At 56.5% G+C, this 11,038-nt stretch carries 15 protein-coding genes, 1 tRNA gene and 1 pseudogene; 8 read left to right on the top strand and 9 right to left on the bottom strand.

Annotation, left to right across the window (positions count from 1 at the left end; genetic code table 11):
* Window positions 1-751: 751 nt before the first annotated feature.
* The 4 genes from AUQ37_RS02475 to AUQ37_RS02460 all read right to left on the bottom strand — a co-directional run bounded on the left by AUQ37_RS02475 (window position 752) and on the right by AUQ37_RS02460 (window position 2,960).
* The gene (locus AUQ37_RS02475; protein ID WP_058747271.1) at window positions 752-1,381 is read right to left on the bottom strand and encodes a hypothetical protein; all 630 of its coding nucleotides are present in this window, start codon (window positions 1,379-1,381) and stop codon (window positions 752-754) included.
* A gap of 40 nt (window positions 1,382-1,421) precedes the next feature.
* Entirely contained in the window at window positions 1,422-1,991 is a 570-nt protein-coding gene (locus tag AUQ37_RS02470) for a hypothetical protein (protein WP_058747270.1), read from the bottom strand.
* A 275-nt stretch (window positions 1,992-2,266) separates the two neighbouring features.
* Window positions 2,267-2,464: a hypothetical protein gene (locus AUQ37_RS09860; RefSeq protein WP_157844255.1), complete on the bottom strand. Its 198-nt coding sequence runs from the start codon at window positions 2,462-2,464 to the stop codon at window positions 2,267-2,269.
* A gap of 422 nt (window positions 2,465-2,886) precedes the next feature.
* Window positions 2,887-2,960: transfer RNA gene (locus AUQ37_RS02460), tRNA-Ile, on the bottom strand.
* 108 nt (window positions 2,961-3,068) lie between these two features.
* On the opposite strand from AUQ37_RS02460, the gene AUQ37_RS02455 reads away from it, so the two are divergent.
* Genes AUQ37_RS02455 through AUQ37_RS11950 form a run of 3 tightly spaced genes read left to right on the top strand, consistent with a single transcriptional unit; the run spans window position 3,069 to window position 4,035 of the window.
* A complete protein-coding gene (locus AUQ37_RS02455) occupies window positions 3,069-3,347 on the top strand; it encodes a hypothetical protein (RefSeq protein WP_058747268.1) in 279 nt (92 codons plus the stop codon).
* Window positions 3,320-3,553, top strand: coding sequence for a hypothetical protein (locus AUQ37_RS02450; protein WP_058747267.1), 234 nt, complete (start codon window positions 3,320-3,322; stop codon window positions 3,551-3,553). The genes AUQ37_RS02455 and AUQ37_RS02450 overlap by 28 nt, the downstream gene beginning before the upstream one ends.
* Window positions 3,550-4,035 carry an RNA-binding domain-containing protein gene (locus tag AUQ37_RS11950; RefSeq protein ID WP_082662355.1) on the top strand — a complete coding sequence of 162 codons (486 nt, stop codon included), beginning with the start codon at window positions 3,550-3,552 and terminating at the stop codon, window positions 4,033-4,035. Before AUQ37_RS02450 ends, AUQ37_RS11950 begins: the two co-directional genes overlap by 4 nt.
* A 46-nt stretch (window positions 4,036-4,081) precedes the next feature.
* Here the strand turns inward: AUQ37_RS11950 and AUQ37_RS02440 are convergent.
* Window positions 4,082-5,272 (bottom strand): annotated as a pseudogene (locus AUQ37_RS02440) (hemolysin family protein); the annotation flags it as partial.
* Window positions 5,273-5,432: 160 nt separating this feature from the next.
* Here AUQ37_RS02440 and AUQ37_RS02435 point away from each other — a divergent pair.
* Together AUQ37_RS02435 and AUQ37_RS02430 are read left to right on the top strand one after the other, a co-directional pair.
* Window positions 5,433-5,663, top strand: a complete 231-nt coding sequence (locus AUQ37_RS02435) for a YdbC family protein (protein ID WP_058747265.1) — start codon at window positions 5,433-5,435, stop codon at window positions 5,661-5,663.
* A gap of 63 nt (window positions 5,664-5,726) precedes the next feature.
* Window positions 5,727-6,275, top strand: coding sequence for a zinc ribbon domain-containing protein (locus AUQ37_RS02430; protein ID WP_058747264.1), 549 nt, complete (start codon window positions 5,727-5,729; stop codon window positions 6,273-6,275).
* A 203-nt stretch (window positions 6,276-6,478) separates the two neighbouring features.
* Here AUQ37_RS02430 and rbr read toward each other — a convergent pair whose 3' ends face one another.
* Entirely contained in the window at window positions 6,479-7,018 is a 540-nt protein-coding gene (gene rbr / locus AUQ37_RS02425) for a rubrerythrin (RefSeq protein ID WP_058747263.1), read from the bottom strand.
* 151 nt (window positions 7,019-7,169) lie between these two features.
* Here rbr and AUQ37_RS02420 point away from each other — a divergent pair, with 151 nt between their 5' ends.
* On the top strand, window positions 7,170-7,979 hold the full coding sequence (locus tag AUQ37_RS02420) for an alpha/beta hydrolase (protein ID WP_058747262.1): 810 nt from the start codon (window positions 7,170-7,172) through the stop codon (window positions 7,977-7,979).
* Window positions 7,980-7,988: 9 nt separating this feature from the next.
* On the opposite strand, the gene AUQ37_RS02415 is transcribed toward AUQ37_RS02420, so the two are convergent.
* A complete protein-coding gene (locus AUQ37_RS02415; protein WP_058747261.1) occupies window positions 7,989-8,639 on the bottom strand; it encodes a lipopolysaccharide assembly protein LapB in 651 nt (216 codons plus the stop codon).
* A gap of 51 nt (window positions 8,640-8,690) precedes the next feature.
* Complete coding sequence (locus AUQ37_RS02410; protein ID WP_058747260.1) at window positions 8,691-9,443, bottom strand: hypothetical protein; 753 nt, start codon at window positions 9,441-9,443, stop codon at window positions 8,691-8,693.
* On the opposite strand from AUQ37_RS02410, the gene AUQ37_RS02405 reads away from it, so the two are divergent.
* Window positions 9,442-9,876: a hypothetical protein gene (locus AUQ37_RS02405; RefSeq protein ID WP_157844254.1), complete on the top strand. Its 435-nt coding sequence runs from the start codon at window positions 9,442-9,444 to the stop codon at window positions 9,874-9,876. The genes AUQ37_RS02410 and AUQ37_RS02405 overlap by 2 nt on opposite strands.
* Before the next feature lie 144 nt (window positions 9,877-10,020).
* Entirely contained in the window at window positions 10,021-10,200 is a 180-nt protein-coding gene (locus AUQ37_RS13400; protein WP_082662359.1) for a CxxC-x17-CxxC domain-containing protein, read from the top strand.
* A gap of 236 nt (window positions 10,201-10,436) precedes the next feature.
* Here AUQ37_RS13400 and AUQ37_RS02400 read toward each other — a convergent pair whose 3' ends face one another.
* A complete protein-coding gene (locus AUQ37_RS02400) occupies window positions 10,437-10,835 on the bottom strand; it encodes a pyridoxamine 5'-phosphate oxidase family protein (RefSeq protein WP_058747258.1) in 399 nt (132 codons plus the stop codon).
* Window positions 10,836-11,038: the final 203 nt, after the last annotated feature.

Here is an 11,038-nt window from a genome sequence, read left to right as displayed (position 1 = left end):
GCTTTTTTATCTGTACTTTGTACTACGAACAATAAAAATGAGTCGGAAGCTTTATATAAAACAGAAAGATAAATTAAAATGTTTATTCATTAAATGCATAAATGATGGTTATATTGGATAATTGCTGTATTTTTTAATATATTCTAAAACATCAGTTTGATAGATGATCGCGCATCTTTTCCTTTTGTATTTAGACGAATAAACATTTTTAAACATGCGTTTATAATCAGAGAATAATTAACGGACATGAATAATTCCTTTTTCACCGTTTTATGTAATCCGATGCTTGCCTGATGACTTTTAAAAAGAGCCAGACAATGAAATCGCAGGATCTACTCTTCTGCATCCGATGAGTGACTAGCACAATTGACATGTGCGAAGACGAAGAATTCAAACATCATAGGGAAAAATCTCTGATCATTGTTATCTATGGCATGAGTTGCGATAATCGACGTTTTCAAATCTCTGTACTTATCGTGAAAGACCCTAGCAGTCGCTTTGAGGTTCGAATCATCGCGCATTTCTGCATTAAGAAGAATCAGTAGACTACTGCCTGAGTTTACCGTCCATGCATTCCGAGAGGAATCTATCTTTTTGAATGCGTCTGACTGGATCTGCTCCGCAGGACCAAGGAAAAGGTAAGATGGGTTTCAATGGGACCCCGTCACAGAAGCATATACAGAAAGATTTTGATCGCTTCGTTATTCAAAGCCAGTATGGCGGCAACTCCCGATGCGGCGCCGAACTTTGTTCAGGACGAAGTCTGATCGGAATTCTTCATGACAATCTCGGCCTTAAGAGAGGAGAAATACCTGGTACCGTCGAACGTTATTTTTATGTCATGCTCGCCGGTAGTCCAGACAACGTCAGAAATACTCTCTGAGGTCATCAGCACCTTTTCCCCGTTATTCTGTCCCAGATAGACATAACAATGGCTATTGGCCGAATTCACAGTAGTGCTGTAAGTGGTCCCGTCGATGTTAAGTGTCATCGTAATAGATGAGATATTGACGCCTAAAAAGCTTCCAATGAACACCTCGAGGGCAAAAGCATAGCCCGCAGGGACGGTCACCTCAAGAGAAACACTGCCAAGCGCAGAGACCAGATTCGTGCCACCATTCCCATTGGTAACGTACGCTCCGTAGTTGCCGTCCGTGCGGCTTTCGTCTGCAACGAACGTTACGGAGCCATCTTGATTATACTCATTGAGAAGATCGACTACATCGGACGAGGAATTGACCTCAGATGCGACCTTCGTCAGGGTAACCTGATTGCCAGATACCGAAGTGACGGATTCCAAAGCTGCGGCCACCGGCATATAAGACAGGCAAAGAAGAGCCGCAACGCTCAGCAGGACAAAGAATCCGTTTTTCATGTTCATTCAATGCCCCCGTGAGGGGGAAAGAGGTTTGTTTCAACAATCAGTTAACATCCACTGAGAAAACGATGGTGTAGGTGAAAGCCACATCAGGCTTAGCACTAGTGTCACCGGCACCCAGAATGAGGGTGTATTCCTGGGAAGCTTCTCCACTCGTCAGCGTAACATCATTGAGTGCAGTTGCCGTATCGAGGGTTAGAGTTTTGCCATCCATGGTGAATGTAAAGGCACTGGATTTTTCGCAATTCTGCAGCGAGAGTGTTGCAGTGACTTTGGCAGTCGCCTTTGTCGTGTCAGTGCTGGTAATCTTCAGAATTCCCTTACCGATTTCTCCACCAGAAACAGTGTAAGTGAAGTTACCATTTGACTGAGTCGACGTGTAAGTAATGGCCGTCTGGGCGGAATTCGTGAAAAATCCACCTTCTCCGAGGGATTTTGTTCCATTATTAAGATCGACAACGAGTCCGGTTCCGCTCACCTGGTTGTTCTCATTTGTCGACGAGCTGGTCAGGCCGTATCCGATCCCGAGGATGGCCACAGCGCACAGCATGAGCGCGACAACAGGAACAATCAGCTTTTTGCGCGAGTCGTTCTGTTTTGTTTCCGTTTTCATTCCTCCGAACAGGCCTCTGATAGCCTGAACGTAGGCTCTATTATTTCGGATATATAAGCAGTTGCTTACTCAGTATCAGAAATTATGAAACAGTTACAACGTCTGGCCTCCATCCCCGTCGATGAAATCTTCGGTTTCTGATATTCAGTACAGACAATCCCTGCGGACTGACAATCCGGAGAAGAGCGCCGGCCTGCACCGCCGCATAAACTGATAAAATTACAGGAAGAAGTTTGAAGCGGGCTTCCGCCCGCTTCCCGACACACATGGCCCGATCAGTAGGCGATGTATCCGGTGTCGGAGTCGGTCATCTTCTCATACATGCGCTTGTACGCGACGAAGCCGATCGCTGCGATGAGAATCGCCGCATCCATGATGGCGTTACCAACGAGCCCAAGTCCGTCAACAACGTTGAGCGCGAGGATGGCGACCGCTGAGAAGATCCAGATTGTTGCTGCTGTGTAGAAGTCCATTTTCCAATCTCCTAGAGGGGCCTCGCCCCTTCTTGGTATTGATATTGTCACGGTCAACTTATATATGTTAGTAGATAGTATTAAATAATACTTTAAAAAACTATAAAACAAGTTACGAACATGTTCAATTAATGCCCGAACATGTGCATTCGGCGCAGAGGCATGAAAAATCTGTTTTTGCTTAACAGAAATGCACTTTCGGACCCGGTCCCGGAACCTCTGCCGCCCGACGTCCGCATATTCATTCATGATCATGAGAACAGGGCAATGCCCGGAATGCAGCCCGGCGGCAGATCCCGTCTTAGTATAATCGAAACGGGCGTGTCCGGATGAACGTACAGCCCGAATCAGTTCCCCCGAAGATCGTCAGAATAATCAAAGACCGCGAAAATCACAGACAGACCGGTCAAAGAGTGAGATAGTGGGCCCAATGCGATTTGAACGCATGACCTTCCGATTATCAGTCGGACGCTCCACCGACCTAAGCTATGGGCCCAACAGCCATTGTATCGAGATATCGTATTTAAAGATTCCCGATTTCCGGGCGGACGTCCAGACAATTGCGCCTGGTAACATTAAAACGAATGAACCCGATTAAGACCCGATGTCCGCTGATTTCGAGGAGCATGACAGGATATTCCAGCAGATGCCTTACATCTTCATGGTAGGTGTCTTCGCGGCTGCCAGCATATTCATCGCGGCCTGCGCCGCCCTCGATGTGGGCGGAACCCCCTGGTGGATGTTCTATGCCACCGCAGCTATCACTGTCTTCGTTGCCGTTTTCTGCCGCTGGCTCAGTGTGAAGATACGTGTAGAGGACGCGTCTTCAGCTCCGGGATCCTCAGGATGTACCCCGTGCCGCTGTCCGACATCATCGACGTGAAGACCGGGGACATCGACATCATGAGGAACTACAGCGGATGGGGCATCAAGAAGGTCAGGTTCAAGACCTATGCCTGCCCCGGGATAGACACTGCGGTCTCCGTCAAGGTGACCGGCAGGCTCGTCGTCACCGTCACCACTTCGGACCCGGAGGGGCTTGCCGCCGTCCTCCGCTCGGGGATCAAAGGCCCGGAGGCAGAGGAATGACGCACTCCGTGTTCCACTGGCTCAGGGTGGAGGCGTTCGTCTATGCCACAGAGAAGGAGGACCTCGTGAGGGAGACGTTCTCCTCGCTCGTGGGCACCGATGAGTTCCAGACGGACATAAGCGAGGGGGAGCACGGCAACCGCATGCTCATCCTCCAGTTCATGGCCTCGAGGCAGAAGGAGATGGATGCTGTGTTCGGATCTCTGGGGCAGAAGGTCCTGTCCGACCTGACGGCCGACCTGGAGAACCGCATCGACGACGACTGCGTGTTCTACACCCGCCTCGACAAGCAGAAGGCGGTGCAGGGCGAATGGGCGATCGCCCATCACGGCGACGTCATATCCATCACCGGCAAGGTCGCGTCCAACCCGGCGAAGAAGGAGATCGCGGTCGCCAATATGAGGAACTACCTCGGTTCCTTCGCTCCTTCTCAGGCTCCCCGGGAGGAAGCTCCGGAGCAGGCGGAACGATCTCGAACCTGACCTCCTTTATCCTCCGCCCGCCGGTGGCGGTAACGGTCATGCGGACGTCGCCGAACAGCACCGAATCCCCTACTCTGGGTATCCTCTGCAGACGATACCCGAAATAACCCCCTACGGTAGAGGAATCATATCCGGAGTCCTCGAACGACCTGCCGATCTTCTCGAAGACATCGTATATGTTGGCCGCCCCGTCGACCACGTACGAGCCGTCCGGCTCCTGCCTTATGGGGTAATCGACCGTGTCATTCTCGTCCCAGATCTCCCCCACGAGCTCCTCGAGCAGGTCCTCCATCGTCACGATGCCGACGGTCCCCCCGTAATCGTCGAGGACGACCGCCATGTTGAGCTTGGCCTTCTGGAGGTCGCTCATGACCTTCGCCACGCTCGCGTCCCTGGGGACGAACTTCACCGGGCGGATGATGTCCGTCACGCGGAACTTCTTCCCGGAGGTGTACTTCGCGAAGAAGTCCTTGATGAACACCGCTCCCACAATGCGGTCGATGCTCCCCTCGTAGACGGGGATGCGCGAGAACCCGGAATCGACGAAGATGTTCTTCAGGACCTCCGCGTTGACGCTCACGCTGGCCGCCGTGATGTCCACCCTCGGGACGCAGATGGCCTCCACCGGCTTGTCGTCGAGCTCCATGGCCGACTTGATCAGCTCGCTCTCGCTCTTCTCGAGCTGCCCCTCTTCCTGGATCTCGTCGATCATGACGCCGAGCTCCGCCTCGGTCATGGTGGGCTGCTTCTTGCCGTCGTCGCCGATCGCCGCGGTGAGGGCGTTGGTCACCTTGAGGAAGATCCAGGTCAGCGGAGACAGGGCGACTATGATGCCGTGCATCAGGCCGGCGTTGCGCATGGCCATCTTCTCCGGATGGTGCTTGGCCAGCGTCTTGGGGGTGATCTCCCCGACCAGCAGCAGGACAGTGATCATCAGCACAGTGGAGATGATGGTAGCGGTCCCGGCGTCGTATATCTCGGTAAGGACGAAGGTAGTGAGGGTGGACGACGCGATGTTGACGACGTTGTTCCCGACGAGCACCGTCGTGAGGAGCCGGTCGAAGTTGTCCATGTTGGCGAGCGCCCTCCGGGCCCTCTTGTCGCCGTCCTCGGCCATCTTCTTCAGGCGCGCAGTGCTAGCAGAGGTGTACGCTGTCTCGGTCCCGGAGAAGAACGCCGAGAATGCCAGAAGTAATACGATCACTGCCACCAGGATCGCGAGGGTTAGAGAATCCATGTGCCTGCTTCACGTCCGGGACGCCTGAACGTCCCTATGCGCTTTCTAACGGGCATCTGCCTTATAATGATTGCACCGGATGCGCCGTGCAGGCCGGGCCCTGCGCAGGATGCCACTAATTTTAAAATATTAGAGGGATACCGATGGCAAGGTAATCGAAATGCCCACCGAGTTCAAATACGAGATTGTGGAGAAGATCGCTGTGCTCTCCGAATCCTCCAAAGGATGGACCAAGGAGTTCAACCTCGTGAGCTGGAACGAGAAGGACCCCAAGTACGACATCAGGGAATGGTCCCCCGACGGCACCAAGATGGGCAAGGGGATCACCCTCTCCCCCGATGAGGCCGCCATCCTCAAGAAGGCCCTGAACTCCCGCAAAGACCTGGAGTGAACCTCTCTGCGGCGGAGGGCTGCTGCCCTCCCCGCGGACTGCCGGAGACGGAGGAACACTACAATGACAAGATACTGCACCGAATGCGGGCGCGAGATAGCCGACGGGGACAAGTTCTGCCCCTACTGCGGAGCGTCCGCCGAGCCCGACGCCACCTCTTCCGGGAACTGGTCCCCCGGGGCCGGATATCAGCAGGCCCCGGAGAACGCCCGCTGGCTCAATGATTACAGGCGCGTCACCGCCTATCTCCTCCTGCTCTGGGGGGTCATCGCCCTGATCGACGGCATCTACTCGGCCGTGCTGAGCGAGTCGAGCGCCGATACCATGATCGATGCCCTGGAGGATGCCGGGCTGTGGGAGAACGGGGAGTACATGGGGCTCGACAGGAACGACTTCGTGAACATCATCCTCGTCAGCAGCATGGCGGAGATCATCTCCGGGGCCCTGGCGCTCGTATCGGGGCATTTCACCTTCCGCGCGCAGAAATACAAGCTGTCGCTCTGGTGCTGCCTCCTGTCCACCATCTTCGCCTGTTTCGGCATCATAACGCTGATCTGCGGGATCTACGTCACCTACAGGATAAGCAACTGCAAAGAGTCGTTCGGGTCCTGAACCTAACGGCGCGGGCCGAACCCTCCCTGCCCGGGAGGGGAGGCTCCGGCGGTTATGTCTGGGTAAACGAAGTCCCGGCTGCCGCCATCCGTTTTTTTGTCAAAACAGTAAAGGAAAGAACTCTGCACCGCGAAGACCGCGGCGCATAGATAGGAAAAGTTTCAGCCGTTCGGAGACGGGGGCATTGCGCCCCCGTTCCGCATTCACCAGTTCTGAGCCTGGATCTCGAAGAAGGACTGGGGGTGCTTGCACACAGGGCAGATCTTGGGGGCTTCCTTGCCCACGTGGATGTGCCCGCAGTTCCTGCACTTCCAGATGTAGACCTTGTCCTTGGCGAAGACGGCGCCGTTCTGGATGTTGGCGAGGAGCGCTTTGTACCTCTCCTCGTGGTGGGCCTCGATGTCGCCGACCATCTTGAAGAGGTTGGCGATCTGGTCGAATCCCTCGGCCTTCGCGGTCTCGGCGAAGTCCTTGTACATGACGTTGGTCTCGTAGTTCTCGCCGTCGGCGGCCTCTTTGAGGTTGGAGATCGTGTCTTTGATGTCCCCGCCGTTGAGCTGCTTGAACCAGATCTTCGCGTGCTCCCTCTCGTTCCCGGAGGTCTCCATGAAGATGTCGGCTATCTGCTCATAGCCTTCTTTCCTCGCTTTGGACGCAAAGTAGGTGTATTTGATGCTTGCCTGCGATTCTCCGGCGAATGCCGCGCGAAGGTTCGCTTCGGTCTTGGATCCTTTCAGTTCCATTCTGATAATCCTCCGTTGGTCTTTCCTATTTCGGTTTATCTTTAAAGAGATTTCCAGCCAGACCCTTATTTTATGTAATAACGCTGGGAAAATCCCCTGCACTGCGCTCCGCGGACGCAGGTTTTTCTACATACCTGCCGATGGCGGGAACATGGAAGCCTCTTCGGGACTGGGAACGCTCTTCCCGTCCATCACCTCGCACGCCGGCATGGACTACGGCGGCGGAGCGGCGGACCTGTTCTACTCGGACGAGACCATGGGGGAGAGGCCGACCGTCATCTACTTCCCCAACTACACGTTCGACAGGTTCCAGAGGGGCCCGTCCCCCCAGCTGTGCGCGTCTATCGCCCAGCGCGGATGCGCCGTGTTCTCCGTCGACCTTTACGGCCGCTCCGCGCAGGACGGGGCCTGCGGGATGCTCGACGGCCTGAGGGATTTCATCGGATGGGCGGAGTCCAGGGCGGACGATTACCGCCTCGACCTGAAGAGGGCGGCCTTCGCCGGCAGCGGCACGGGCGCGGCGATGGCCCTCTGGGCCTCCCTCGCCTGCTGCTCCGGACGCGCCAGGGACGCCTACGGATCGGAGATCGGCATCAGGCCGGCTGGTATCGGCCTGTTCAGCGGGCTCACCGACCTTTCCGGGATCAGGTGCAGGAAAGCGGCCGCCGCGCTGAAGAGAGCGGACTCGGCGCGCCCCGGGATGGGGGAGGCGTTCGATCCCTTCACGAACCACGACCTCAGGGAGGTCCCGCCCGTGTTCCAGGCAGTGAAAACAACAGAGCCCGCCTGCAGGGACGCCAGGAAGCTGAAGGAGCTCCTGGACACGAATGCGGTCAGGAACCGCCTGATGGAGTTCCCGGAGACCGGGGGCCTCTCCGACTTCTTCGCCGAGAGATGCCCCCTGTGCATGGAATCCGTCCGTTCCGTGTCGGCGATGCTGGAACGTTTCGGCTGGAGATGAGCCGAGACCTCAGCGGCGCCTGATCCTGTCCATCAGCCCTTTCTTCAGGTTCCCGTTCTTATCGAACTTCCGGCGCATCAGGAGGTCGTAGTTCTTCTTGGCCTCCTCCGACCCGGGGCGGAGCCTCATGACCGTCTCCAGCTCCTCCTTGGCGGCCTGATAGTCCTTCAGGTCGTTCAGGAGGAGGACGGCGTAGTTCTGATGGTAGGCGTAGTTGTCGGGATCGGCAGCGATGGCCTTCCTGTACCATTCCGCCGATTTCTCGAAATCCATCTTCTGCTTGCGCAGGAACACCGCGTAAAGGCCGGCGACCTGGGCGAACTCAACGGGGTCGTTGCGGCCCGCGAGCAGATGTCCCAGATGCTCGAACTCCTCCTCGCATTCGTCGATCTTGGTCTTGTCGCTGGTCTTGATGCTGGTGGCGATCTTGAGCGCATCGATGTTGTCGGGCTCGAGGTCCAGGACGATGTCTATCTGCATGACGGCCGTCTTCGTGTCCTTCAGCCCGTACTGGTAGACGCGCGCGAGCTCCAGCCTCGGGGAGGTGCAGTGGGGATCGGTGGCGAGGTAGTTCTCGAGCGTCTCCGCCGCGCCGGCGAAGTTGCCGTTGCTCTCCTGGTTCTTGGCCTTCGTGATCGCAGCATATGCCGGGTCTGCCATGGCATGGCGGAATGCATACCTGTTCTTAACCAGTGCGACCCGGCAGGGCCGTCATCCCTTCCTGCGCCGGTGCAGGACGGCGAACCTGTCCGCGATCCCGTCCCTCAGGCCGCGGTAGAAGGTGTTGGCGTAGATGAAGGAGCTCACTGCGGACATGCACAGCACGAAGACGATGTACCCCAGGTACGAGAAGAATATCCTGACGGTGTCCGCTCCGGTGTAGAGGCATATCCAGAGGAGGGTGAGCATCAGGAAGACGAAGAGCCACCACCTGAACATCTTGGCCTTCATGCCCTTCCAGAGGACATAGGGGCGCGGCGCCGCCGAGACCGCCTCGGCGCCCAGAGAGCGCAGGATGCTGACGGGGACCACCAGGACGGTGATGAAAAGGGAGATCAGGACCATGGTCGCCATCATGTCCGTGAAGTTGATGGTGTCCAGGAAGACCGGGTTGAGGAAGAGGTAGGAGGCGATGATCAGCCCCGTCCCCACGGTGTACTTGAACACCCTCAGGAAAACATCCCTGCTGAAGCCGCCGGACTCCTCCGGCTCCAGTTCGACGTCGGTGACGTCGATTATGTCAGGGACGGCGAAAAGGGACAGGGAGCGCCTCTTGAGCTTGGACTCCCCCGGTTTCATCATCGACAGGAGGATCCTGTGGTAGTTCCTCCTGAAGTATGCGCAGACCACTGCCAGCACCCCGTAGGTGGCGAGGATGACGGCCGCCAGGAGGACGCAGATGCCGACCACCACCCCTTCCCAGGAGATATCCCCGTCCATCCCGACGGCCTCGGCGAAGATCATGATGAAGTCGTTGACCGACTCCTCCCCCGTCGCCGAAGACGAACCACAGCACCGTGCCCATCAGCGCGGCCGCGGCGAAGGACACGGGGACGGAGATGAAGGGGGGAACGATCCTCGGTCCGGAAAGTACGGCGGCGGGAAGACCCAGGATGGCGAAGCCGAGCGCGTAGGACAGCCCGAGGGCATAGATGAACTGACCCAGGGAATGGCTGTCCCAGGCAACGATGAACGCGGCGATGCCGATCAGCCCGAAGAGAACGACGAACGCCGGGAAGATCCTGATGATGGCCGAGTCGAGCGTCCGCTCGTTCCCGGGCTCATTTATCTCGCCCTCCACGTCGTCCTCCGGCGGTATGGCATACATCTCGGACGCTCATGGCGGGACATGATTAAAATAAATCGCCCGGAGAACGGGTTCGCAACCGCGTCCTAATTTCCATGCCAACTTATTTTAAGGTCCTTCAGTTAGACTCGGATAGGCATTCGGATACCCGGGACCCGCTGAGTAGGTTAGGAGTAAAAGAATACCCGGAAAAAGAAAAGAGGAATATATCATGGCCTACGGAGACAACGGCGGATACAGGGGAAACAGGAACGGCGGATACAGGGACAGGGACCAGCCAGGGAGTTCTTCAAGGCGGTCTGCTCCGACTGCGGAAAGGAGTGCGAGGTTCCTTTCAAGCCCACCGAGGGACGCCCCGTTTACTGCAGGGAGTGCTTCCAGAAGCACAAGCCCGAGAACCACAGGAGGTTCTGAGAACATCCTTGGCAGGGCCGAGGCCCTGCCGCATCCAAACCTCTTCCTTATTTTGCCATATTTTTCAAAGACCCAGCAGTCTGCGCATGAGCCTGTATGCGGTCCGCAGCATGCTGCGAACGGATGAACCGGAAAAACCAGATGAGCGGAACACCGGCAGTCTGTGCCAGCAACGCAATCGCAATAAAAGAGAGAAGAAAAAGGTGCGGGTCGGAGCCCGCTTGTTTGCTCGACGATCAGGCGATCTTCTTGCCGGCGTCGTGGTTGGCGCCCTGCTGGTAGACCGCGATGACATCGAAGAGGAGCACTTTCTGAGCGACAAGGTGCATGGCAGCGAGCTTCTGGTTGACGCCGTCCAGAAGGGGCCCGGAGCTGACGGTCTCCCTGAGGACCGCGTCGATCGAGTAGGACTTGAGGCCTTTGGTCACCAGGAAAGCGACCTTCTTGTTCTCCTCAGCGTTCTCGTACGTCCTGTGGGCGAGGACCTGGCTGATCATCATGGTCTTGTCGTCGAGGGCCCCGATGCTGCCCGCGGTAATGGCGTGGGGCTGACCGGACTTGTCAACGGTAGCGATCGATTTTACTGCATCACCCTCGGCCAGAAGGTCGAGAACCTCTTTGGGAATGGAAACCATCTGTTTCACCTAACTATCAAAATGATAGTTGAATATAAGTCGTTTTTCGACTATGAAACTCGGAGGCTACGCGAAACCGGGTAGATAGGCGGCGGCATCGGCCGGGCGGACGGCGTTTCCGGGCCGGACAGCGGCTGATCCGCAGGAGTCATGTCAGGTGCCGGAGAGCGCCGGCACTATTGGTATCAAAAAATGGATGGTAA

This window comes from Candidatus Methanomethylophilus sp. 1R26 (assembly GCF_001481295.1).
Lineage (GTDB): Archaea > Thermoplasmatota > Thermoplasmata > Methanomassiliicoccales > Methanomethylophilaceae > Methanomethylophilus.
This window is presented reverse-complemented; position numbering and strand designations above follow the sequence as displayed.

What these genes read in the sequence shown, in the direction of transcription:
- AUQ37_RS02475 (WP_058747271.1), bottom strand. Translation starts at nt 1,381, where the DNA reads ATGAACATGAAAAACGGATTCTTTGTCCTGCTGAGCGTTGCGGCTCTT.
- AUQ37_RS02470 (WP_058747270.1), bottom strand. Translation starts at nt 1,991, where the DNA reads ATGAAAACGGAAACAAAACAGAACGACTCGCGCAAAAAGCTGATTGTT.
- AUQ37_RS09860 (WP_157844255.1), bottom strand. Translation starts at nt 2,464, where the DNA reads ATGGACTTCTACACAGCAGCAACAATCTGGATCTTCTCAGCGGTCGCC.
- AUQ37_RS02455 (WP_058747268.1), top strand. Translation starts at nt 3,069, where the DNA reads ATGTCCGCTGATTTCGAGGAGCATGACAGGATATTCCAGCAGATGCCT.
- AUQ37_RS11950 (WP_082662355.1), top strand. Translation starts at nt 3,550, where the DNA reads ATGACGCACTCCGTGTTCCACTGGCTCAGGGTGGAGGCGTTCGTCTAT.
- AUQ37_RS02435 (WP_058747265.1), top strand. Translation starts at nt 5,433, where the DNA reads ATGCCCACCGAGTTCAAATACGAGATTGTGGAGAAGATCGCTGTGCTC.
- AUQ37_RS02430 (WP_058747264.1), top strand. Translation starts at nt 5,727, where the DNA reads ATGACAAGATACTGCACCGAATGCGGGCGCGAGATAGCCGACGGGGAC.
- rbr (WP_058747263.1), bottom strand. Translation starts at nt 7,018, where the DNA reads ATGGAACTGAAAGGATCCAAGACCGAAGCGAACCTTCGCGCGGCATTC.
- AUQ37_RS02420 (WP_058747262.1), top strand. Translation starts at nt 7,170, where the DNA reads ATGGAAGCCTCTTCGGGACTGGGAACGCTCTTCCCGTCCATCACCTCG.
- AUQ37_RS02415 (WP_058747261.1), bottom strand. Translation starts at nt 8,639, where the DNA reads ATGGCAGACCCGGCATATGCTGCGATCACGAAGGCCAAGAACCAGGAG.
- AUQ37_RS02405 (WP_157844254.1), top strand. Translation starts at nt 9,442, where the DNA reads ATGATGAAGTCGTTGACCGACTCCTCCCCCGTCGCCGAAGACGAACCA.
- AUQ37_RS02410 (WP_058747260.1), bottom strand. Translation starts at nt 9,443, where the DNA reads ATGATCTTCGCCGAGGCCGTCGGGATGGACGGGGATATCTCCTGGGAA.
- AUQ37_RS02400 (WP_058747258.1), bottom strand. Translation starts at nt 10,835, where the DNA reads ATGGTTTCCATTCCCAAAGAGGTTCTCGACCTTCTGGCCGAGGGTGAT.